Here is a 26178-nt window from a genome sequence, read left to right as displayed (position 1 = left end):
TTTTAAATCAATTCATCATTTGGAACATTAGCATGATTAGTACGTTGACAAGCCAAAGTAACTTGAGTGATCAAATTTTTGTGCTAAATTTCACTATAAAAGGAGAAAACAAGTAAGTTTCACTTGTTTTCTCCTCTGTTTAGATTAAATGGTTAATTTTTATAAAATTCAAAAAATTAAGCTAAGTTAGTATTATCTGTATGCGCCTTATCTGAATCTTTTAATTTAATTATTTTAAACCCAATGTAGCCAAAAATGACTGAAATTATAGGCACAGTGTAATTCACAATAGCAAATGGTGCATATTCCATTACCGATACGCCTAGCGTTGATGCAATAAATACGCCACACGTGTTCCAAGGAACGAATACTGACGTCAACGTTCCACCATCTTCTAATGCCCTAGATAAGTTTTTAGGATGTAAACCCTTGTCTTTAAAAGCACTCGCATACATTCTAGAAGGTACAATGATAGATATGTATTGTTCTGAACATGTAAAATTAGTACCAATACAAGAAACAATGACTGATGCAATCAATGAACCAGTTGTTCTCGCTACTTTTAAAATCACTGAAATCAATGCAGATAACATGCCTGAGTATTCCAGCACACCACCAAAAGTCATCGCTACTAAGGTCAATGAAATCGTATAAAACATTGATTCTAATCCGCCTCGATTAAATAATTCATCTACAAGTTTATTACCTGATTCAATCGTATATCCTGTTTGCAAAGCTGTCAGCGCTTCTGTTATTGTTCCACCTTGCACAAAAATTTGAGCAAAAAAACCAAATATAATACCGACGCAAATGGCTGGTATCGCTGGGACTTTGAACGTGACCAATACAATAACTACTAAAGGTACTAACAGCAACCATGGTGAAATTACAAAATTATCTTGCATAGTGCTAAGAATTGCATCGATGCGTTTCGTATCAAAATTTTTATTGCCATACTGCATACCAATAAAGAAAAATGCAATTAATGCAATAATTACTGCCGGAATAGTTGTATAGAACATATGCTTAATATGTTCAAATAATTCAACGCCAGATAAGCCTGAAGCAAGATTTGTTGTATCCGATAATGGGCTCATCTTATCCCCAAAATAAGCACCACAAATGACTGCACCAGCAACCATACCAGGAGAAATCCCCATACTAACTCCAATCCCCATTGAAGCTACACCAACAGTCGCCATTGTAGACCAACTACTTCCAATCGCTAACGCTACGACACCACATAATATAACTACAACTGCTAAAAAATACCGCGGATCTATTAATTGTAGTCCATAATATATCATCGTTGCTACAACACCACTACCAATCCATGAACCAATAACTAAACCTACAAGTATAATAATAACAATCGCTGGCAACGCATGCCGTATACCCTTGTACATCATTTCTTCTACTTCACTAAATTCATAACCATGTAGCATTGTCACAATAATCGCTACCGCAGTACCTATCATTAATGGTATATGAGGTTCTTTTTCTAATACCGCCACAGTTATTAACATAGTAATAATCATAATTGACAATGTAACAACTGCCGACGTAACTCCTAACGGCTTCTTTAAATCCTGTTTTTCATCATTATGCTTATCTTTTGACTTTAAAATAGCAAACACCTACCTTTGTTAATTTATATCATACTTAAAAATGTATGCGCTTTCAATAGTGTATTTATAAATTTTTAATGAATTTTATCTCAATTAATTTATTGTTATACTTAAAATTAACAAAGCACCTCGCCTTACGATCGTGTTTATAAACTTCAATTAACAATTTAATGCTATGATTTCTACATAATTAATATATAAAAACTACTAACAAAGATAGTGTATACTGAAAAAGCCTGGGACGACGTTGATTCGTCCCAGACTTTCATATTGTCAGTCATTAAGTTAGTAGGAGTTAAACATGTACTTTAGCTCAGTTAATCACTTTATGCTTTGTTTAATGCTTGTTGTTCTTGTCGCGATGAGATGACGAAACCTTTTTAAGAAATCGAGATTCCTGTCCCACTCAATGACTTAAAACGCTTTTTTATCTTACTTTAATGAAACTGGTAGCTATGATGACCTTTTGCAAATCCCTTTGCTGTATAAATCCAAGAACCGCCACCTTGTTCAATATCATTGGCACAAATCACTAATTGATCCGTACCTGGAATAAATGCAGGATGTGTTGAACGAAGCATATGCCCTTGATCGCGTCCTGGTATTAAAATTTGTCCAATAGGATAACCTTTTTTATTAAACACTAACACTCTGCCTTGTCCGTACATTGCAACATATAAATTATCATCACTGTCTATACAACATGAATCTGGCCCTTCATGGCCAGTAAAATGATAAGGTATAGAAGCGCCAAATGGTGCAATGGTCACGCCATCTTCTAGTAAATCAATGCGATGTAATCGATTCGCATTTGTTTCAGTTACCCATAGTGTTTTTTCGTCAGTACTTAAAGCTATGCCATTAGCAACTGCTAAATTTTGAATCACAGGCGTTATGGATTTATAATCTGGCGCAACATAATATACACCACCTTTAGGATTTGTAGAGTATCCTCTAAAATCAGTGAAATAAAATCCACCTTTACTATCAAACACTAAATCGTCCACACAGTATTCTGTATCAATGTCTGACACAATCGTTTCTTCTGCTTTTCCTTCAGCATTAACCGCAAACACGCCACCCGAACGTTCGAAATCACCCAAATAACAAATAAATAGTCTTCCATCTTTATGGATTTTAACAGCTGCAGGATTTTCTTTATGTGATTTAAAAAACTGAGTGACTTTTTTGTCTGGTAAAGTCACGTGAAAGATAGTTCCACCAAATACTTCACAAAGTGTTAAATCTCCATTTCTATTAAAGCATAACCCTTCTAATTGTAATCCTTCATCTGAAATTTCCAGCCACGGTTCTGCAGTAATTGTTTGTAGGCTTTGTTCCGATGCTAAAAGTGGCACCACAGAATGATTCGTGTGATCATATGATAATGCCGGTATATTATTGCCCATCATATTCCCTCATTTCTTTTAATCTTTTCATTTATATTATATTGAACTCAAATCCCAAAATAAAATATTTATAGTTTAATTCATAATGATTGATTGTACAAAAAGACGGAGTAATGAAAACAATGTATCATCACTCCGCCTTTCATATAAAATGTTTTAAAGACACGATTACACCTATTATAAAAACATCATTTAATTACTAATGTGCTTCTCTCATTTGATTGAGAATTTGTTCTGCCATAGCCGCATTTGCGCTCGGCTTTTCTTTTAACAATTCAGCGACTTTCGTAATTTCGTCACCTTGAGCACCTACGACAATTGCTAATGATTTATATTGTAAACTCATATGACCTTTTTGAATACCTTCTGAAACAAGTGCACGACATGCAGCGAAGTTCTGAGCTAAACCAACTGCAGCTACAACATGACCAAGTTCTTGTGCCGAGTCAACTTTCATTAAATCTAAGGCAGCACGTGCAATAGGTAATACACGTGTCCCTCCACCAACTGTTGCCAATGTCATTGGAACCTCAATCGTACCAACTAATTTTTGACGTGATGCATCATATTGCCAAGTAGCTATGCCTCGATACTGTCCATCTTTACTCGCATAAGCATGAGCACTGGCTTCGGCGCCGCGTGTATCATTACCTGTAGCTAAGACAACTGCGTGAATACCATTCATAACACCTTTGTTATGTGTTGCTGCACGATGAATATCTACTTGCGCTAACACAGATGCCCTTTCCATTCTATGTGCTACTTTGGCCCCGTCACGTCCATCTTTCGATAGTGATTGGACATCTATCTCGCCTTGTACTTTAACCACAGAAGCAGTGGCATGGTTAGAAAGAATACTCATCAATATATCTACATCTTCAATTTCTGTTTTTAAATATGCAGAAATCCCCTCTAATATTGTATTTAACATGTTAGCGCCCATTGCATCTTTCGTATCTACAAATACTTTGAGTGATACGAACTGTGCTTCAGGAAAAGTATCTATTTCAACTCGACGATAACCGCCACCTCTTTTAATAATACTGGGATAAGACTCATCTGCAATTTGCTTAATTTTTGGTTCAAGATTTTTAATATTTTGAGATAAGCGTTGGGTATCCTTTACGTTATCAAAAACAATTTGTCCAATCATTAACCGCTCACTAGCGATGACATGAAAACCTCCTGTTTCATTAACTAATTTTGCACCATAGCTTGCAGCTGCAACAACAGAAGGTTCTTCAACCATCATTGGAACAACATATGATTTGTCATCTACAATAATTTCAGGTAGTAATCCGACAGGTAATGCACCTTGACCGATCACATTTTCAATTAAACTGTTAGCTATTTCTTCTGGAATTAAAGGATGTGTTAATAACATATCCTGATTTTCTTTATTCAACCAACCATATTCGACTAGACAGTTTAACTTTTCTTCACGTGATAAATGACGAAAATCTTTGCCTAATGGTAACATCATGCATCCCCCTTTTCTACATATAATGCAATACCTAAACCGCCACCAATACATGCAGTTGCAATACCATTTTGTTTATTTTCTTGCGATAAGATATTCACTAAAGTTGTCACCAACCGCGTTCCACTCGCACCTATAGGATGACCTATAGCAATAGCACCACCGTATAAGTTAAGCTTATCAGGATGTATCCCCAAATTATTTTTAACCGGTATACTTTGAGCAGCAAATGCTTCTGTCATTTCTACAACTTCAATATCATTTATATCTTTCTTAGCTTTTGCTAATAATTCCGTCACTGCATGGTACGGTGCGTACCCCATATAGGCAGGATCACAGCCAATTTCCGCGTGTTCACCTAATGTTGCAATAATTTCAAATCCTTCTTGTTTTGCATAATCTACATCCATCAAAATAATTGTTGATGCGCCATCGTTGATACTTGAAGCATTTCCACCTGTGACAGTACCATCTTCTTTAAATATTGTTTTTAATGTGCTTAATTTTTCAACACTGCTATTTCCACGAATACCTTCATCTGCTGTCATTAATTGGCCTTCACTATCTGTTAAGGGAACAATTTCATTATCAAATTTACCTGAGCTGGAAGCTTGTGCCGCTTTATGTTGTGAGTCATTCGCAAATTCATCTTGTTGTGCTCGTGTAACATTATATTTTTCTGCTATTTTCTCTGCAGTAATGCCCATTGGTACATTTAGAAATGCATCAGTTAAACCGTCATGCATAAAACTTTCTACTGGCGCTGCATCTTCATTAAGTAATATTTGGGGAGCATTGGTCATACTTTCAATGCCTCCTACTGCTACTACTTTTGCTTCACCTAATTGAATTTGTTGTTTGCCTAATATAATCGATTTCAATCCTGAACCACAGACTTCATTAATAGTCATCGCAGGTGTAGTATTAGGTACACCTGCGTTGATACTAACTTGTCGCGCAGGATTTTGACCATTTCCAGCTTGAAGTACATTGCCATAAATGACCTGCTCTATCATTTCAGGTTTGAGATTAATTGCTGACATTGCAGCTTCTAACGATTTTGTACCTAATTCTACTGCAGTATAATTACTTAATTTTCCTCTGAACTTTCCTATAGGTGTCCGCTTGGCACTTACGATTGCTATTTTTTTCATTATTATTCTCCTTCTGAACATGTGGTAAATCATTGTATTTTATACATGTGATTTGATATGATACAATTGCTTATTTATTAAAGAAAGGTGTCGATACACTTTATGACAGTTGGTATTGATCAAATCAATTTTTATGTTCCAAATTTTTATGTAGACATGGCTAAACTTGCCGAATCTCGTCAAGTTGACCCAAATAAATTTCTTATTGGTATTGGGCAAAATGAAATGGCAGTCAGCCCAATAAGCCAAGATATTGTATCTATGGGTACCAATGCTGCCAAAGAAATCATCTCTGAAGATGATAAAAAACAAATTAGCATGGTTATTGTTGCAACTGAATCTGCTATAGATTCTGCTAAAGCATCTGCAGTTCAAATACATAATCTTTTAGGTATTCAACCATTCGCACGTTGTATTGAAATGAAAGAAGCTTGCTACGCTGCCACGCCTGCAATTCAATTAGCGAAAGATTATATCGCTAGCCGTCCCAATGAAAAAGTTTTAGTTATTGCTAGTGACACTGCGCGCTACGGCCTAGAATCTGGCGGTGAGCCAACGCAAGGTGCAGGTGCAGTTGCTATGATGATAACACAAAACCCACGTATTCTTGAACTAAATGATGACGCAGTTGCATTTACAGAAGATGTATACGATTTTTGGCGTCCAAGTGGACAACCGTATCCACTTGTGGATGGTGCATTATCAAAAGATGCCTATATCCACTCATTTCAAGAAAGTTGGAATGAATATGCACGTAGATATAATACTACACTAGATACATTTAAATCATTATGTTTCCACGTGCCATTTACTAAAATGGGTAAAAAAGCACTTGATTCTATCTTAACTGAAGATATCAACACAGAAACTAAAGAACGTTTAACTTCTGGATATGACGCGGCAACTTATTACAACCGTTATGTAGGTAATATTTATACTGGGTCATTGTACTTAAGCTTGATTTCATTATTAGAAACACATACCGAATTAAACGCTGGTGATACAATTGGTCTATTCAGCTATGGTTCAGGCTCTGTCGGTGAATTCTTTAGCGGTAAATTAGTAGAAGGTTATCAAAATGCGCTTGATATAGAAAAACATAAAAATCTATTAAATCATCGTACAGAAATCTCTGTTGACACATATGAAACATTTTTCAAACGTTTCGACAACCTTGAATTTGACCATGATGTTGAGCTAGCAAATGAAACAAAAGGTATTTTCTATCTCGAAAGTATCAATGATCATATTCGTAATTATAATACATTAAATTAAGTTTCAATTCACTTAATCTTATCTCACTTTATTCAGAATGATTAATGACATAAAAAGGACTATATCTGAATAACTTTATCTAACATCAAAGATTATTTATAAACCCGTAAATGAATTTTTAATATTCACTTACGGGTCTTTTTATATAAAAGAAAGAGGATGCCTTTTACATCACTTACATAAAGGCATCCTCTTTTATCATATTAAAGTCACTATGTTGAAATTTCCTATAAGAATTAATCACGATTTGTTTCGTTTAAATCTTGTGTTTCAATCTCTCTTTTGGGTTGTAACGATAACCCTAAATATTTACGCTCTTCATTTCCATCTTTATATAAGGAAATCATCATTAATATAACGACAAAACTAAACGGTAAAGCAGAAATAATTGCCGCTGATTGTAATGCATCTAGTCCAGTATCACCACCAGCTAATAATAATACGTAAGCGATAGCTGCTAATGCAAGTCCCCATACAATTTTGATAAATCCTGAAGGATTCAAAGTACCATATGCAGTTTGCATACCTAGAACAAAGGTTGCAGAGTCTGCAGAAGTGATAAAGAATGAAGCAATTAATGCTAACGCAATAATTGATAATACAAAACCAAATGGTAACTCATTAAAAATACCGAACAATTGCGTTTCTGGTGGCATTTTAAATATCTCGCTATGAGCTTGTCCAACATCTATGCCAGTTACACCAAAAGCACTAAACCAAATAATACTAATCACAACGGGTACGCCTAATACGGCAATTACAAATTCGCGAATACTACGACCTTTTGAGATTCTCGCAATAAATATACCCACGAATGGACTCCAACTCATCCACCAGCCCCAATAATAAATCGTCCAACTTTTCAACCACTCAGCTTTTTGTTCATTTAATGGTGCTACATCTAAACTATTAAAAATCAGTGAATTAAGGTAATCACCAGTACCGCTTGTCATCATATTTAATATCAATACGGTTGGTCCTACAATAAAGATAACAATAAGCAACAATGCTGCTAAAAACATATTTAAATTACTTAAATATTGGATACCTTTACTCAAGCCACTCCATGCACTATATAAAAATAATACGGTAACTACAGCAATAATAATTCCTTGAACAACAGAGTTATTCGGCACACCAAATAAATAATTTAAACCACCGTTTATCTGTATTGCCCCTACACCTAAAGAAACCGCAACACCAATAATAGTTGCAAATACCGCTAAAACATCAACAATGACACCAATTGGGCCATCTACTTTATCGCCCAACACTGGTCTTAGCGTTCTAGAAATTAAGCCATTTTCTCCTTTACGAAATTGAGAATATGCCAAACCTAATGCCACTACGCCATAAACTGCCCAAGGATGAAATCCATAATCAATAAATGAAGACCTAAAGGCTTGTGCCATCGCTTCTTTCGTTTCAGGATCTGCTGTTGGCGGTGCTAAATAATGTGATATCGGTTCTGAAGAACCATAAAACACCAAACCTATGCCCATACCTGCACTGAATAACATCGCTAACCAAGATACTGTATGAAATTCTGGTTTATCTGTCGGTTTGCCTAATTTCAATTTTCCAATAGGACTGAATACTAAAAATACACAAAAACCTAAAATTACTGTATAAAGTAACATATAATACCAACCAAACGTTTTTGTCACCCAAGAAGAAATAACACCGGTAATTTCCCCAAATTTAGCTGGAAAAATAGCTCCAATAACTACTAATAAGCCTACGACTAGTGCTGAATAAATAAACACACTAGAAAACGACTTTTTTGTATTATCCAAATTTTCCACCCCTCTAATAATAATAAAAAAGACGTTTTATAGGATAACACACTGAGCAAGAGAAACAACTTTATATTTTCAGAAAATTTTATTGATAAAAAATACAAAATGTATAAAATAATAATATTTATTTACAATAATTTTCAGTCATGCGCAGATTTACGCTTAAGGTTTCGTACTATATTTTGGTCTGTAAAGCGGTTGCATATCTACTTTTTCCAATTTCAACAACTCTATTTTTGTATCAATGCCACCACCGTATCCAGTAAGACTGCCGTTTTTTCCAACGACTCTATGACATGGAATTATAATAGAAATCGGATTTGTACCAACCGCACCACCAACTGCTTGTGAAGACATATTTGGCTTATTTCTTTTAATACCTATTTCTTTCGCAATTTCACCATAAGTAACAGTCTCTCCATATGGTATTTTCAATAAAACATCCCAAACTTGCTCTCTAAATTCGGTTCCTATAGGTTTCAGTGCAAAATCAATTTTCGGGTTATTTCCTGAAAAATATTTATCGAGCCAACTAATAACTTTTTCAAAAACTGGTAATTCCGCTTCTGTTAATGCCTCGTCATAATTTGATTCGAAATCATCGTGTTTCGGTAACCACAAGCCTGTAATTGCTTCACCATCTGACGTAAGTGCAATCCGACCAATCGGTGACTCATAATATGTTTTATAGTGCATCATACCACTTCTTTCTAGTATATTTTGTGATTATCATAATCCTTTTATATTTTAATGTAAAATAGATACAGTTGATACAAGTCATGATAGAAAAACACGGTAATCGCGCTTTAAGTCATTGTGTAGCAACAAGATTAGTTATACTTATTAACAACATTTTGTCATGATATATATTCCTCATAATCACTCCATTTCACATGTTTAGTAAAAAAAGGCGTGGAACGAATCATAATATCAGACTCAACCTAGCGATTAATAAACGAAATACCCTTCACTGACTCACTTTCCGTGTTGGTATAACAAGTGCACTTGCTAATACACCACATAATACTAAACAAGTCCCCATGATAAAACCTACACCCGCTGCAATGTGTATGCTATGACCACTTTGAATTATACCAGTAAAAATAGAAGTCATAATTGCTATACCGAATGCACCGCCTAATGTAGATCCCATTTTAAAAATCCCTGAAGCAACACCTACTTTTTCAGGTGGAGTCGTAGAAACCGCCGTACTTAAAGCTGGTGTCGCAAATAATCCTGTACCGCCACCAAAACATATAGCACCAATTAGCGCTACAACAACATAAAGCGTAGTATCAAAAAATGTCAAACTGAACATTAATACACCCAAGCCAGTAAATATTGGGCCAATAATCATTGCGCGTTTTGCACCAAATCTTTTAATACTCTTCTCACCTAAGCGAATGACTAGCAATAATGAAATTAAATAAGGTAAAGTTAACAATCCTGCTTGGAAAGCTGTTAATTTCAAGCCGGATTGTACGTACATATTTAATAAAGCAATCACACCTACACCGGTATTCAATAAAAAGTTAGCTAAAACGGCACCAATATAAGGCCTATTTTTAAATAAATCTAAATCGATAAACGGCACCTTTTTGACACGTTCTACTTTGAAAAATATGTATATACAAATTAAAAATATGACAAATAAGATTACTGTTACAGCATTTAACCAACCTATTTTATAGCCTTGCGTGATGACAAAACTAATGCTACCAATCATAATAATAAAAATGATTAAACCGATATAATCAAACGGGCTCGTTTCTGCTTTATTAATACGACTTTCTGGTAATTTGCGCAGTAAAACTAAAGCTACAATTGATAATATGATCGATAATATAAAAATAGACTGCCAAAAAATAAATGTAGCCAGTGCTCCTGCAAAAAAGGAAGATAACCCAGTACCACCAAATGCACCGATTGACCAAAAACTGAGTGCTTTTTGTCTATCATCACCGTCAAAAAAATCATTCACTATAGAAATTGTGGCTGGCATGATAATCGCTGCAGAAAGTCCCTGTACAATACGACCAAGTAGTAGCATTACAACATTTCCTGAAACAATCAACATCAAAGAACCAACAATACTTAACACTAAAGCAATTCTCGTCAATTTCACTTTACCAAATTTATCTGATATATTCCCAGCTACTACCATAAATACACCTGTTACAAATGAGGTTAGACTCACTGAAATATTTACGATATCCGGACTCGCATCAAAAGTAGTTTGTATTTTAGGTCCAATATTTAAAAATGCTTGGGCAAATAACCAGTATGTTAATATAGATAAAACAATGCCAGTTAATAACTTACTACCTGAAACTTTTTCTATTTTCACTGTCATAAAAACATCCCCTATTTCAATGTTAATAACGATATATTCATTCATGTATTTTACAAATCTGAAAATTGCAATCAGTGATAATACAATTTATAAAAATACATATAACTAAAATATTACCATTGTTTTATTGAAAAGGGGGATATTGACTGCAGATTATTATGAATTTTCTGATAATTTAAACTAAATACTTAATTTTTTCTTAAAATTGACAATATCAAAATAATTTCTTAATTGCTTTAGCAAAATAGCTTTTAAAATACAATACATTGTGTTTACCGTTCCTATTAGTAGTATAATAAAATATTGCTTTGTCAGAAAACAGTAATTCACTTAATATATCTACAGCGAATTCTGTTCGAACAAACATCTCTTGTTTAACGCTAAATTGTTGTTGTCCTTCGAGCGCTCCGACATACCAATAAATTTGTTTGTCATCTTTAATAACGGTTTGTTGTTTCATAAACTGTACAAATCCTGGGTACCATACAGAAGGTGATATTAATATGTAGCTGCCAAAATTTTCTGGACTTTTAAATAATGTATACAAAGCAAGTAATCCACCTAGTGAAGCGCCAGCTATACAGATATCTTCGTTTCTTTGTGATATATTAAAACATTTTCTTAAATAAGGAAGCAAATGCTTAGTCATCCATAAAATATAAGCATCCGCTTCCCCTTTATAATGAACCCCATCTACAACCGTTTCCCATGGGCTATAATCCTGATTTCTATTGTTGGACTGTACTCCAACCAATATCATATCTCGCTCAATATCTTTAAATAACTCGTCTCCATCTTGCACTAATATAAGTGAATAACCACTTTCTTTTGCTTCATCGTATGCTTTGGGCAATTTCACAAAAATATCATGTTGTTGAAAATGAATTTTAAATGTTCCAATATTCATTTTAATCACCACTTTCTCAGCAGTTCAAATACACATAGATTTTAACTAAGCAAAATTAAATAAATTTATTTTATTTTTCTTAGCATATTCTAATGCTAAAATTTCTAAAATATTGATAAAAGCTAAATTATCTTTAACCTTAATGTATTGAAACTTTAAATTTTTTTCACTTGCCTTAATATTTTTCATTTCTGCTTCATCTAAACCATGATGCGCTAAATACGCTTTTCTAAATTTTGCAGTACCAGCGTCTGAAGCTGAATTAAATTGGCCTAATTTGTCAGATAAATCTTTTTGTGTAAATTTAAAGCCAGTCATAAATCCACCAGCTTGCCCAACAAATATTGGTTTTTTATTTTCAAAAATTACAAAAACACCTTTTTGTTCTGCGACTTTACTTCTACTTTCATTATCAAAACTCAGTGCGTTTGCTTTATCATACTTAAATAATTTCTTTAATTGCTTTTGATAATCTTCTAACAGGGCGTTTATTTTTTTCTCGCCATTCAATGTAATCATTCCTTTCTTTTTTTCAATTTACATATACACTAAATGACCTAATATTAAACCTTTTGTTATCATGATCAATTTTTAATTAACGAAAAACCTCATTAGTTATTTAATGTAATTTTATTTTTGTCCTATATCAACGTGTGATTTATAAAACAAAAAAACAGGTGTATACGTATGGTTGGTTTATCAAGTAATAAACCTCGTATGCGCCTGTTTTTTATTTATAAATATTAATTAGGTTTATAACACTAATCAATATTCTACTATCGTAAATCATGTATTCTACTGCAATAGAAATGTATGGTAGCTTTCATAAGTAATAGTATTATTTAAGATAATTTAATACTGTTAGTCCTACTGCTTCTGCAGAAACTCGCATTGAACTTTCACTGATATTAAATTTAGGATGATGGTGGGGATGGATTTCACCATTTTCTGGTGCAGCACCAGCATAAATAAATGTGCCTGGAATTGTTTTTGCATAGTAAGCAAAATCTTCTGAAGGCGGTTGTGGTTCACATCTTTCAACATTTTTAATGGCATCAGTATCCGCTTCTTTTATTGTGTCTACAACAAATTTTGTAAACTCAGGATCATTGTACAATGCTGGGTAATCATCATGGTAGTCTAATTCACATTTGACACCAAACATCGCTTCCAATCCATCTGACAAACGCGTCACTTCTTTTTTAATTGTGTTTTTAGTATCATCTGTTAACGCACGTACGTCACCTTCTATTTCAACACTATCTTTAATCACATTGAATTGTCCTTTACCATCAAATGAACCTATGGTAACAACACCTGTTTCAAATGGATTTAAGCGTCTGGAAACAACGGTCTGTAAAGCATTTACAAAATATGCACCTGCTACAATACTATCATTTGCTGTATGTGGAGAAGAGCCATGTCCGCCTTGACCATTGACTTTAAGCTTAAAGAAGTCACGCCCAGTTTGTACATTTCCTTCTCGATAATAGATATTACCTGCAGGCATATGACTCATGACGTGAACACCTAGTACGTGATCAACACCATCTAAAACACCATCTTTAATCATTGACTGAGCACCACCAGGAGGTACTTCTTCGGCAGGTTGATGTATAACAACCACTTTACCATTAAATTGGTCTTTCATTTCAATAAGTGTCTCTGCAAGAATCAACATATATGCAGTATGCGCATCATGCCCACATGCGTGCATCACACCATCATTTTTAGAAGAAAATGCTAGACCGGTGTCTTCTTGAATTGGTAAAGCATCGAAGTCAGCACGAATTGCGATTGTCTTACCTGGTTTACCGCTATCTATAATAACTTTCAAACCATTTGGTCCTACATTCGTTTCAACCTTACAATCTTTACCTTCATAAAACGACTCTATATACTTAGGTGTTTCTTTTTCACAAAATGATAGTTCTGGGTGTTGATGTAAGTATCGACGTATCTCAATCATACGTGCTTCTTTTTCTTTCAATTTTTCAATCAGTTGTTTCATGATAATCATTCCTCCAATGAAATATACGATACCTTAATGTCATTATATACTTTTCAAATGACAACGTTGTAATATTGAATTATGCTTTATTTTGTTTCTTAAATGATGGCACAGCTAAAAGAATAATAACGAATGAAAGCAATGCCATTAATACATTTAGCCATAAACCAGCCATCGCTCCAAATTTCACATTTGTAGCTTCTGTAACAACGCCATATAATGCTCCTGATAAAGCTATACCAAACGCACCACCTAATGAGGAAGCCATTTTATAAATACCCGATGCTACACCAACTTTATCTTCAGGAGAATTAGATATCGCCATATCTGTAGAAGGTGTCGCATAAAAACCTAAACCTAATCCATATAGTAAATAACCTATGATACATACTACGACATATAGTGCGCTTGGCAAAAATGTAAATGATATTAAAATAATACCAATCATATTAAATGTTGTACCTAACAACATCGGTTTTTTAGCACCCACTTTTTGTAAAACTTTTTCACCGACTCTAATCATTAACAATACAGTAACCAAATATGTAATCGATAAAAGTCCTGTTTGGAATGCGTTGAAACCTATACCTTTTTGAACGAATGTATTGGCTACCAGCAAGGCACCTGCAACACCATTAAGTAAGAAATTGGATAATGTCGCGCCTGTATAAGCTTTATTTTTAAATAATTTAAAATCAATTAATGGATTATGCTTTTTGTTTTCAACTATGACAAAAGCTATAGTTGTGATAATAAATACAATAAGCAATCCTATTATTATAGGTGAAAGCATGCCAAATGTACCACTTTGCGTAATCACGACATTAATACTTAACATCATAACTACAAAAAGAATTAGCCCAGTAAAGTCAAATTTCAAGTTTGTTGTACTATCAGATTTCGTTTCCGGTGTCCCTTTTATTAATAACATTGCAATTAGTGCAACAATGATAGATAAAATAAAAATCCATCTCCAACCAATAAAAGTTGAAACCATACCACCGAATAAGGATGCTAAACCTGAGCCACCCCATGAACCAATCGACCAATAACTCAGTGCACGCTGTCTATCTTTACCTTCAAAATATGTCTTCATAATTGCTAAAGTTGAAGGCATGATTGCTGCTGCTGATAAACCTTGAATTACCCTTCCTATGATAAGTAGTATTGGTAGATTACTAATTATAATCAATAAAGAACCAATGATACTTAACCATAAACCAAAATATGTTATTCTCACACGTCCTACTTTATCCGCTAGACTTCCTGCACCAACAACAAACATCCCTGAGAATAATGCTGTAATACTAACAGCAATACTGATTGTTCCAATATTACTATCAAATGATTGTTGTAACGTAGGAACTACGTTTAATAAAGATTGCGCAAATAACCAAAAAGTGACAACCCCTAATACAATACCTAATATTAATTTGTTGTCACCTTGATAACTCTTCGTATTTCCCTGTTGCGTCATTTGTTCATCCTCCTAAAATATTTTTAAAATGACAAATAGGGAAGATTAGCTTAGTTGGAAAATGTACTTATCTCTCGACATTTTCAATAAATCAATAAATGATACTTGCTATCCTCTCTATAAAATATAGTAGTCGGATATATTTTGCTAAAATATATAATAATTGTGGTTTTAGTATCGATTATTTTCTAAATAGCATTTGTGGTTTTAAATGACAAAAATGGACTATGCTATTTTTGTCATTTTGCATTTAACATTAAACAAATTTGATGACCATTTTATCGTCAAACATACTACTCAGCGAATCATATTGTATTTTTTCTCTATAAATATAATTAAAAGTATTTTTTAAATTCAATTATCTGTATGGCGTTGGTTTGTAATTTCAAATGATAAGATATCGTATCTACGACATCAACTTCACTGACATCTAATTTAGGATAAGAGATTCTATTCACATAATTAATTGTTTCTATATCCATACCATGTTGTGTATTGTACTGTTGCCAAACTTGATAAAGCGCACCATTATTTTTATCTAGTGTTAAATGCTTTATTTTATATGATCCAGTAGTAGCATTTAATATATTGAGCTGATACTCTTTATGACTTAAATAATCTGTTTGTTCATTCGTCATATAATATGGATTGTAATGTTCTGCATCCCATATTACGATTTGAAAATGATCACTCTGTCCTACAACCATACAGTCTTCATTTTTAAAAAGTACTTGATTAAATAATTTTTTAAAAAACATACTTGTAAAAAATGCAGGTCTTTTTCCATCAAACTGATGATATAAATCAATACCATTTAATTCAGAAGTAACCTCATTTGAATTATATTGATGGTGTAATTCGTGATTGAGCCAATACCCAATTGCGTTAATTTGATGATTCATATCAATCAATTGCTCAAATATGATACCTGCTCTAAAATATTCACCATTTGTAAGGCTTGTATTACCTGTTAAAGTGTTCCAATTAAGTAGGACAATTGAAACATCTTTTCCTTTTATATTAAATTGTTCAGTGATCTTATTATACTGTTCTATGATATGTCTTTTAGCTAAATCATACTGTTGACTTTCAATTGATTTGAAATTAATAATATCATTTTGGTTTGCGCTAAACGCTATACTATCAACATCTTCACTGGAACTATCCAAGATTTGTTGGGCAGTTGTCACTTCATTAATATCAGTGATATCCGTATTAAGTATAATCTGAGTATGTTCAAAGTATTCCTTAAATAACATTATTATTTTTAATAGCATATTGGCTTTTTTGCCCTTCAAGTAAATGACTAATTTGAATTGTTGTCTATTCGGCACAGTATTATAAATATGCTCTAATAAAAATCTTAATTCTTTTGTATATTCCACAAATTGGGATGGTAATGTTGGAGGATCAATTTCAATTCCTAAACCTATGTGATGTTCAAATAAAAAACTTAAGCATTCATCTACTTTCATATAAGGATGCATAGTAGGAATAAGTTCATCACTTTCAATAACTTTATGATCAATGTAGCCTTTTAAAATAGGATCTTTAATCAAAACATGATCCAAGCCTAAAAATTGTTGCACTTCTATCAGTTGTTTTCTGTATCTTTGAAGGCGCAATGTATCAAAACTACCAATTTGAATCACATGGTTATAATCTGATAAATCGTGTGTTTGATCGTAATTCAATGTAATATCAATAACTTTTTGATTATAGGGGGATTGGATCATAGTACCTAGCGTTTGTTGTATATAAGAATTTAAATAGTATAGATACATTTGATAGTTTTCTGACTCAGTGGTTTTTTCGGCGGTGCTCACTATATCTTCTACCTGATATTTTTTTCTATATTGCGAAGGCGTTAATGCTGTGTCTAATTTAAAATATTTCAACAGCATATTAGAGTTACTAAAGCCATTTTTAAAAGCAATTTGAGTAATAGCATCATCTGTTTGTATTAAGTCATTTTTACAATGTTCAATTCTAATATGGTTAACATAGTGATTGAAACCGATACCCATATGTTTTGTAAATAATTTAGACAAATATGTGTGACTTAAATGCACCTTTTCAGCTACTTCACTTAATGTGATTGGTTTGGTGAAATTTCTTTCAATATATTTACATACAAATGCTAGACGATGATCATTGACATGATGTTCATGATTTATATTTTCATAAGCTGGTAAATATCTTACAATCATAAACATTAAGTCAATTAACAGTTGTTCCATATATAATCTATAAAATTTACCTTTTCGAATATAGACGACACCTATCTTAGCCACAACATTCAGAATTTGTTGATAAATGACGTTTTGCAATGTCTGGGAATTTAAAATATATACTTTATCATTATAATCACTGATATATTGTTTTAAATACGATGCTTTCAAATGAATAGCGGTATATAAAGTGTCATCCTCCTCAATCAGTCGATAACGCTCTCGATGATTGATAATAAAAACATCACCTGCTTGAAATTTATGAATACTAGTCCCACTGACAAATTTTAATTTATTTTTTAATACGAGAACGATACGTACACCATCATTAAAATTAAATACTGAATTATTGCTTGGATTAAATTCGATATCATAAAATTTTTCCATAACACACCTCTTTATTAAAATATATTTTAATAAAATAAGTGCGTATTTGCTATTTTGATTTTAATTTGTCGTTAATTGGACAAAAATCTACCTATCTTCAAATAAAGTCTCTGATTTTGTTGATGGTCATTTATGTGCTTAATATATCTTGCTAATTTATGGATATGCTAAAACGATGTTAAAGTGTGTTAAACTGGTATGCTTTAACACTTCAAGTGAAGTAGATACAGAATCGAACGATACTCCAACAGACTTTTAAAAAAACTTTAGCTCTAGGAATATTATAAATAAAAAAAATACTAATCCGTACACAACGGATTAGTATTTTTCTGAGAACAGTGTTAATTCCCGGAATTTTTACTTTTTATTAATTGTTTTTTCAATTAGTTCATTTAAATGTCGAATGTTTTCACTTTGTTGTGCTAATAGCTTAACAATTTCATCATCTTCACGGCCACGCGTACTTTCGTTTTTATTCTCTTCGTGTGTAGCGAAGGATGTTGATTGTTCACTTTCATTTTGCGACTGTGCTAAATCTTTTTTATATGATTTTAAAGCTTCATATAAAAATGCACGTTGCGTTGTTTGTTGTGCAATTTCGTTATATAACATTTTCGTTTTTTGATCCACAGATATTGTATTATTTTCTTCATTATATGTGTTTTGTTGTTTGCGGATGCTAAATGTACGATCATAACTATCATTACCAGCAGACTGATTGATATGTGCATAATTAGATGCAGGCATCTCGCCTTGTAAAGCATGCCCTTCAATATCTACGTGAGGTAATATTCTATTTAACCATGCAGGCATATACCAAGACGCTTTTCCAAATAATTGTGTCAACGCAGGAATCAATAATAAACGTACGATAAATGCATCAAACAATATACCAAATGCAAGTGATAATCCCATAGATTTAATCATTACATCATCTTGGAAGACGAATGCAATAAACACACTGAACATAATAAGTGCTGCCGCAACAACGACTGGACCACTTTCTTTAATACCTACTTTAATCGCGTGCTCATTATTACCTGTTTTACTGTACTCTTCATGAATACGAGACATAAGAAATACTTCGTAATCCATCGCCAGACCAAAGAGCAAGCCAATTGTAATAACCGGTAAGAAAGCTAGTAATGGTCCCGTTGTATCTACGCCAAACAGTTCAGACATAAATCCTTCTTGCATTATTAAAGTCGTAAAGCCTAATGTTGCCACTAAAGAAAGGACGAAACCTAGAACTGCTTTTAGTGGAATAATGATAGAACGGAAGACAACCATTAATAGTACGAACGCTAATGCTACGATAACGCCAGCAAACAATGGAATAGCTTCATTTAATTTTTGCGACATATCTATATTAATTACACTTTGTCCAGATACTTCGGTTTTGAAATTATATTTGTCTCTAGCGTCATCATTATAATCTCTTAAATCATGAACTAAATCATTAGTAGATTTAGCATTTGGACCTTTATCAGGAATTACCGCTACTAATGCATAATCTTTACTTTTGCTCAATTGTGGCGGTGCAACCATCTTCACATTATCCATATCATTAATATCTTTACTCAAACTTTGTAAATCTTTTTGCAACGCTTCAGGATTATCATTTTGATCTTTCACATTGACAAGCATTGCAATTTGACCATTATATCCTTCTCCAAACTTATCAGATACAATATCATATGCTTTTTTCTGAGTTGTATCCGCTGGTTTCATACCATCATCAGGTATACCTAAACGCATATCATTAATCGGTATAGCAGCTACAACTAAGATAATAAGTCCAATAAGCACTGCTGCAAGTGGTTTTCCAACTACAAATTTGGACCATTTCGTATCTACATCTCCCTCAAACTCAGTTTTCGTTTGTTTAGGATGAATTTGCTTATGGAAAATACTAATCAATGCTGGTAATAAAGTTAATGCACTAATCACTGCGACAAATACACTAATTGCAGAAGCGAAGCCCATTACGGCTAGGAAATCTATACCAACAAGTGATAATCCACAAACAGCAATAATGACTGTAACACCTGCAAAGATGACTGCACTACCTGCAGTTCCTACAGCTAAACCTATTGCTTTAATATGATTTGGTTCGCTTTTAACAATTTGACGATATCTAAATAAAATAAATAGTGCATAATCGATACCTACTGCTAAACCAATCATAACCGCTAATGTTAAAGTAACATTTGGAATATCAAATGCATACGTCAATAACGATATGATACCTACACCCGTGCCTAAACCAAGTAAAGCACTAATGATTGGCATACCTGCTGCAATAAACGATCCAAACGTAATTAGAAGTACAACAAATGCGACAATCACTCCGATTAATTCAGAAGAACCGCCAATTTCAGTCGATTCCATACCTGTACCCATCAGTTCTACTTGTACATTATGCTCATCTTCTAATTTTTCAACTTGGTCTTTCACTTTATCTTTTGAATCTTCTTTTAATGACGTTGCAGACACATCATAATTAATATCAGCGATGGCTGTCGATTTATCCTCACTGATTTGTTTATTGTCATAAGGGTCTGAGATATTTTTAATATCTCCATCATCATCTTTAATATCTTTCAATGTATCTTTGATATCTTTAGTCATATCTTGCTTCACTATGCCATTATCTGAATCACTTTTAAAGACTGCTCTAATTTGAGCTTTCTCACTGTCTTGCCCAAATTCGTCTTCTATTTTGTCATTCGTATCTAATGACTGTAATCCATTCATAGTTATATCATTATCAAACTTAGGTGAACTTATTGTAAGCGGTATAATAATTGCTGCAAGAATAATCACCCAAGCAACAACACTCCACCATTTGTGCTTTGCAACAAATGAACCTAATTTGTATAAAAATTTCGCCAAACTATTGCCTCCTTAATTAATCAACGTTATAGTTTATACATATACTGTAGATTATTTCTATTGACATCTTATAATGATTTACCCTATTTAAAAAAGAACTAAATATCCAATTCCGTATATTTAAACTACAGATTAGGAGAATTGTAGAATGAATGAAAAAGATTTGCGTGTAATCAAAACAAAACGGGCATTATCTCAAAGCTTATATGTACTATTAGAAAAATATGCGTTTTCAACTATTTCTGTTAATCAAATTTGCAATGAAGCGTTAGTTCATCGTACAACCTTCTATAAGCATTTCTATGATAAATACGATTTACTTATTTATTTAATGACTTACTTAACTCAAGATTACTTTTCCACAGATATTAAAGATCGTATCAATAACCCTTTTACTAGCATGGAACAATCCGTCACACACATTGACGATTTTAGTAAAATAAAGCATAAACAAGAAGACGATAAAGAATTTGAACGTACAGTTGAAAATCATTTTATCCGTATACTGCAAAATGATATTAAAGCAAACGAACACCGTATAACGGTTGACCAAAGCGTTCCAATAGATTTAGTATTTTATGTTTACGGTGCGACTTTATACGGTTTTATGGAATGGATGCGTGAACATAATAGTAATATGTCGTATGAAGCCATTGATGCACTTTTTCATAAAATGATTAATATTCAAGTTAATGATGAATAAAAAGAAGCACTCAGATGAATTGAATAAATCATCTGAGTGCTATTTTTCTGGGATTTATCCCAGAATCTTTATTTTACTAGAAATGTTATCCTAGCCGATTGTTAACAATTAAAACATTTCTGAAACAACTTTTTGTTCTAAGAAATGTAATAGATAATCTGGGCTACCTGTTTTTGCATCTGTACCAGACATTTTGAAACCACCAAAAGGATGATAACCAACAACCGCTGCAGTACAACCGCGGTTTAGGTATAAGTTACCAACGTCATATTCTTTAACAGCTTCAATCCAGTTTTCGCGATTATTAGTAATAACTGCACCTGTTAATCCATAATCTGTGTCATTAGCGATTTCTAATAACTCATTAAAATCTTTTCCTTTTACAAAACCAACAACAGGCCCAAAGATTTCTTCTTGCATGATTTGATCGCTTGATTTAAGTCCAGAGAAAATCGTAGGTTCAACAAAGTAACCAGTAGCACCATCTGTACCGCCACCTTGTTCTAACTTACCTTCTTTTTTACCAATTTCGATATAATTTTTAATTTTATCAAATTGTTTTTGGTTAATAACTGGTCCCATTGAAGTGTTATTTTCTGTATTTCCTAAAGTTAAATCTTGTGTAAGTTTAACTGCTTTTTCTAATACTTCATCATATACATCTTGATGAACGATCGCACGTGAACAAGCAGAACATTTTTGACCTGAGAAGCCAAACGCTGATGAAACAATAGATTCTGCTGCCAAGTCTGTATCGATCTCTTTGTCAACAACAATCGCATCTTTACCGCCCATCTCAGCGATAACACGTTTTAAAAATTGTTGTCCTTCTTGAACTTTTGCAGCTCTTTCAAAGATTCGTGTACCTGTTGCGCGTGAACCTGTAAACGTAACAAAGTGCGTATGAACACTATCAACAAGATAATCGCCAATTTCTTTTGGATCACCTGGTACAAAATTCACAACACCTTTTGGTAAACCTGCTTCTTCTAATACTTCCATTAATTTATACGCTGTTAACGGGGTATCTTCTGCAGGTTTTAAAAGAACTGTATTACCAGCAACAACTGGCGCTAAAGTAGTACCCGCCATAATTGCAAATGGGAAGTTCCATGGTGGGATTGTTACCCCAGTACCAATTGGTTTATAAAAATATTTATTGTGTTCGCCTTCTCTATCTAATACTGGTTTACCGTCTGCTAATTCCATCATTGATCTAGCATAATATTCGATAAAATCAATACCTTCAGCTGCGTCACCAACTGCTTCATCCCATGGTTTACCAGCTTCATACACCATCACTGCTGATATTTCTTCTTTGCGTCGTCTAATAATAGCTGCAACTCTAATTAAAAATTCAGCACGATCTTTGTGCGTCCAACGTTTCCAAGATTTATAAGCTTCATTAGCTGCATCAAAAGCTTTATCTACTTCTTTTGTTGTAGCTTTTGATACTTCAGCAATAACTTCAGAAGTGTTCGCAGGATTGATAGACTGAAATGTATCCTTAGTAAAAATTTTCTCCCCATTAATCACTAACGGAAGTTTTTGATTTAATTCACCTTTAACTTTCTTTAATGCTTCTTTGAATGATTCGACATTGCTATTATCAGTAAAGTCAATGCCTGGTTCATTTGTATAGTTGACAACCATTTTTTCTACCCCCATGTAAGTTTGTAAATAGAAAACTAAAATGGAAAAATTCCATTCTTATTTTCATTGTATAGGTATCACACAACAAATGCAATCGCTTACAATAACTTTTATAAAAATAAATCGTATTTTATGTCTAACTTTTACTTTTAAAAAACTGTATTGCGCTTGATTTATATCGTTCAAGTGACTTCAAAAAACACTTTCTTTAAATTTTTTTACATTTATGAACTTAAAGAAAGTGTTTAATTCGTATAATGTCACATTAAAATTGTTACAACGTCCATTCAATTCAACCATCGTTGAATAATGACATTTATCAAGTCAACAAACAATATTTAATTTTTATGTACTTTTTTGACTTTTATTATGTTTATGTGGTTTTTTAACTAACAGTATGATGCCTGCAATTAGCCATAACAATGCTGTAAATATATTTAATGTAAACACACAGACAATTGCAAGTAATATAAATACAACACCTGCAGTTTTTGGTATCTTCTTGATTAATAAAACAAATATTAATGCTAAGATTGTCGTTACAATAACTAAGCCTAAAGCAACGATAAATAATTGACTAATACTATCTAATAATTGTGATGTTTCTGTTTGAGTTAAATTATCGCTAATAGCATCTTGATTTTTAAAAGAACCCATTAATGAACGTTTAAAACTCCGATCGTTTAAAAATGGTGCAGCAATAGCCATTAAAAAAATCAGTACAAATTGTATGAAAATTCCTAGCCAAATTAGTACTTTTTCCAAAGTACGTTTCATATGCAACCTCCTTTGCAATTTATAATTTTTCATATGTTCTATACCCATAAAAATATGAATCATGCAACGTCATCCATATTATAATAGTCGCTAGCATTTTCAATGAATAGTGTCATTGTATTAGGGTAATTTCTTAATATAAATGAAAACAAAGGGATGATTTAACACTATTATGAGTGACAAAAATGCACACGACAGAAAGAAGAAACATAGAAATCTTGTTTATATGATATCTGTTGCAATTATTGTACTTATTACATTAATTGCAGGTATTTTCCCTAAAAGTTTTGGTAATCACGCACAACAAGTCTACGATTATATAGCAAATAGTTTTGGATGGCTGTTTTTAGTAATTATTTTTATTTTAGATATATTTTTAATTGCGTTAGCCATTTCACGTTATGGTCGCTTTAAATTGGGTGATGATAATGAAGCTCCTGAATTTTCTATGATGTCTTGGATTGGGATGCTCTTTTCTGCAGGTTTGGGTGTCGGCATTGTATTTTGGGGTGTAGCAGAACCATTAACGCATTATTTACATTCTCCATTTCCTGGAAAAACGCCAGACGCTTCTTCAGAATCAGCGCGTGTTGCTATGGGCTATACTTTTTTTCATTGGGGTATTTCTCAATGGTCTATCTTCGCAATTGCCGGTTTAACAGTGGCGTACTTCCAATTTAGAAAAAAACGTGATGGTCTCATTTCAACGGCGATGGAACCTGTATTTGGTGAATCTTATAAACGACCATATCGAAATGTGATAGATGTATTAGCCATTATAGCTACAGTAATGGGGATTGCCACATCTATTGGTTTAGGTATTATGCAAATTAGTGGTGGGCTACAACATGTCTTTAACGTTCCTAACAATAATGTTACCAAAATATCAATCACTATTTTAATGGTAGGTATTTTTTTAACATCAGCGATTACTGGTTTAAATAGAGGTGTAAAATGGTTAAGTAATATCAATATTGGCTTAGGCGCAATATTACTTATCTTCATGTTTATTTTTGGTGATTTTAAATTTATTTTAGAATCTTATACATTAGCAATCGGTGATTATCTACGTCATTTCATTGAATATAGTTTACGCATCAGCCCATATACAGGCGATAACAGTTGGATACAACAATGGACTGTTTTCTATTGGGCATGGGTTATATCTTGGTCACCATTTATTGGTGGTTTCGTAGCTCGTGTCTCTCGCGGTAGAACGATTAGAGAATTTGTTATTGGTGTATTAATTATCCCACCTTTAATTTCATTTACTTGGATAGCTGGATTTGGTGGTACAGCTGTTAAAATAGCATTGAATGGTAACGACAATATCGCTAATATTGTCGACAAGGATTATACTGTTGCTCTTTTTGAATTATTATCCAAATTTCCTATCGCTGACATCACAAGTGCATTAGCAATCGCACTTATCTTTATATTTATCATTACAAGTGCTGATTCTACTACACATATTGTTGCGGGTATGGCAACTGGTGGTATTGCTAATCCTAAAATCAAACATAAAATTATTTGGGGCATATTAATTGGTGCTATATCTGTTTCTATGACAATTGCAGGTGGTTTAACGAGTTTACAAACTGCCTCAGTTGTAACAGGTCTACCATTTTCAATTATTTTATTACTCATGATTTTTTCTTTAATGCGTGCATTGAGAAGAGAACCAACAGAACACTTTAAAATGACCTACATCAATGATGATAAAGATTATTCTATACCACTAGAAGAACGCGAAACAAATCATTTAGAAACCGATGAGGATTCCCCGATAGAAGAAAATGAACCAAGTAATCATAACGATAATGGCAAAAACCATGATAAAGATACCAAAAACAAAGATGATTAATCTATCATACTGTTTAAACTCATCCAGCTGACCCAATAAATTACCATTGTTTAATTGAGTATTAAATATCACAAACGGACATCGTATTGAAATCCAAATGTACTTTAATTTCAATACGATGTCTTTTTATATTTTCCAAAAGATTCTGAACATTTTATACAACTTATATGCTACT

At 33.1% G+C, this 26178-nt stretch carries 18 protein-coding genes; 3 read left to right on the top strand and 15 right to left on the bottom strand.

Going from position 1 to position 26178, the window contains the following annotated elements; translation table 11 throughout:
• Positions 1-176 precede the first annotated feature (176 nt).
• From nhaC to KA830_RS00860, 4 genes are all read right to left on the bottom strand, one after another.
• A complete protein-coding gene (gene nhaC / locus KA830_RS00875) occupies positions 177-1637 on the bottom strand; it encodes a Na+/H+ antiporter NhaC (RefSeq protein ID WP_081338766.1) in 1461 nt (486 codons plus the stop codon).
• Positions 1638-2065: 428 nt separating this feature from the next.
• Complete coding sequence (locus KA830_RS00870) at positions 2066-3040, bottom strand: SMP-30/gluconolactonase/LRE family protein (protein ID WP_210134053.1); 975 nt, start codon at positions 3038-3040, stop codon at positions 2066-2068.
• Between the two features lie 196 nt (positions 3041-3236).
• Positions 3237-4517, bottom strand: a complete 1281-nt coding sequence (locus KA830_RS00865) for a hydroxymethylglutaryl-CoA reductase, degradative (RefSeq protein WP_046206745.1) — start codon at positions 4515-4517, stop codon at positions 3237-3239.
• Positions 4517-5671, bottom strand: coding sequence for a thiolase family protein (locus KA830_RS00860; protein ID WP_064209250.1), 1155 nt, complete (start codon positions 5669-5671; stop codon positions 4517-4519). The genes KA830_RS00865 and KA830_RS00860 overlap by 1 nt, the downstream gene beginning before the upstream one ends.
• A 102-nt stretch (positions 5672-5773) precedes the next feature.
• On the opposite strand from KA830_RS00860, the gene KA830_RS00855 reads away from it, so the two are divergent.
• Positions 5774-6946 carry a hydroxymethylglutaryl-CoA synthase gene (locus KA830_RS00855; RefSeq protein ID WP_210134052.1) on the top strand — a complete coding sequence of 391 codons (1173 nt, stop codon included), beginning with the start codon at positions 5774-5776 and terminating at the stop codon, positions 6944-6946.
• A gap of 236 nt (positions 6947-7182) precedes the next feature.
• Here the strand turns inward: KA830_RS00855 and KA830_RS00850 are convergent, their stop codons facing one another.
• From KA830_RS00850 to KA830_RS00810, 9 genes are all read right to left on the bottom strand, one after another.
• Positions 7183-8742, bottom strand: coding sequence for a BCCT family transporter (locus KA830_RS00850; RefSeq protein ID WP_204179973.1), 1560 nt, complete (start codon positions 8740-8742; stop codon positions 7183-7185).
• A 165-nt stretch (positions 8743-8907) separates the two neighbouring features.
• Positions 8908-9441, bottom strand: coding sequence for a methylated-DNA--[protein]-cysteine S-methyltransferase (locus KA830_RS00845; RefSeq protein ID WP_046206741.1), 534 nt, complete (start codon positions 9439-9441; stop codon positions 8908-8910).
• A gap of 271 nt (positions 9442-9712) precedes the next feature.
• Positions 9713-11098 (bottom strand): MFS transporter, encoded by a 1386-nt coding sequence (locus KA830_RS00840; protein ID WP_064209248.1) that lies wholly within the window; start codon positions 11096-11098, stop codon positions 9713-9715.
• Positions 11099-11312: 214 nt separating this feature from the next.
• Positions 11313-12005: an alpha/beta hydrolase gene (locus KA830_RS00835; RefSeq protein ID WP_204179972.1), complete on the bottom strand. Its 693-nt coding sequence runs from the start codon at positions 12003-12005 to the stop codon at positions 11313-11315.
• A gap of 45 nt (positions 12006-12050) precedes the next feature.
• On the bottom strand, positions 12051-12515 hold the full coding sequence (locus KA830_RS00830; protein WP_204180005.1) for a hypothetical protein: 465 nt from the start codon (positions 12513-12515) through the stop codon (positions 12051-12053).
• A 328-nt stretch (positions 12516-12843) separates the two neighbouring features.
• The gene (locus KA830_RS00825) at positions 12844-14019 is read right to left on the bottom strand and encodes a M20 family metallopeptidase (RefSeq protein WP_064209399.1); all 1176 of its coding nucleotides are present in this window, start codon (positions 14017-14019) and stop codon (positions 12844-12846) included.
• A 76-nt stretch (positions 14020-14095) separates the two neighbouring features.
• Positions 14096-15493, bottom strand: a complete 1398-nt coding sequence (locus tag KA830_RS00820) for an MFS transporter (RefSeq protein ID WP_210134051.1) — start codon at positions 15491-15493, stop codon at positions 14096-14098.
• A gap of 335 nt (positions 15494-15828) precedes the next feature.
• A complete protein-coding gene (aryK, locus tag KA830_RS00815; RefSeq protein ID WP_204179971.1) occupies positions 15829-18111 on the bottom strand; it encodes a transcriptional regulator AryK in 2283 nt (760 codons plus the stop codon).
• 357 nt (positions 18112-18468) lie between these two features.
• On the bottom strand, positions 18469-21006 hold the full coding sequence (locus KA830_RS00810; RefSeq protein ID WP_204179970.1) for an MMPL family transporter: 2538 nt from the start codon (positions 21004-21006) through the stop codon (positions 18469-18471).
• A gap of 148 nt (positions 21007-21154) precedes the next feature.
• On the opposite strand from KA830_RS00810, the gene KA830_RS00805 reads away from it, so the two are divergent.
• Positions 21155-21709 carry a TetR/AcrR family transcriptional regulator gene (locus KA830_RS00805; protein ID WP_064209242.1) on the top strand — a complete coding sequence of 185 codons (555 nt, stop codon included), beginning with the start codon at positions 21155-21157 and terminating at the stop codon, positions 21707-21709.
• Between the two features lie 108 nt (positions 21710-21817).
• On the opposite strand, the gene pruA is transcribed toward KA830_RS00805, so the two are convergent.
• Together pruA and KA830_RS00795 are read right to left on the bottom strand one after the other, a co-directional pair.
• Complete coding sequence (gene pruA / locus KA830_RS00800; RefSeq protein ID WP_204179969.1) at positions 21818-23362, bottom strand: L-glutamate gamma-semialdehyde dehydrogenase; 1545 nt, start codon at positions 23360-23362, stop codon at positions 21818-21820.
• 345 nt (positions 23363-23707) lie between these two features.
• On the bottom strand, positions 23708-24139 hold the full coding sequence (locus tag KA830_RS00795) for a DUF4064 domain-containing protein (protein WP_070037304.1): 432 nt from the start codon (positions 24137-24139) through the stop codon (positions 23708-23710).
• 172 nt (positions 24140-24311) lie between these two features.
• On the opposite strand from KA830_RS00795, the gene KA830_RS00790 reads away from it, so the two are divergent.
• Positions 24312-26003, top strand: a complete 1692-nt coding sequence (locus KA830_RS00790; protein WP_107365376.1) for a BCCT family transporter — start codon at positions 24312-24314, stop codon at positions 26001-26003.
• The last annotated feature ends 175 nt before the right edge of the window (positions 26004-26178 follow it).

This window comes from Staphylococcus sp. GDY8P119P, assembly GCF_017892075.1.
Classification (GTDB): Bacteria; Bacillota; Bacilli; order Staphylococcales; family Staphylococcaceae; genus Staphylococcus; species Staphylococcus ureilyticus.
The sequence above is the reverse complement of the archived record's forward strand: the minus strand, read 5'-3'. Positions and strand labels throughout refer to the sequence as shown.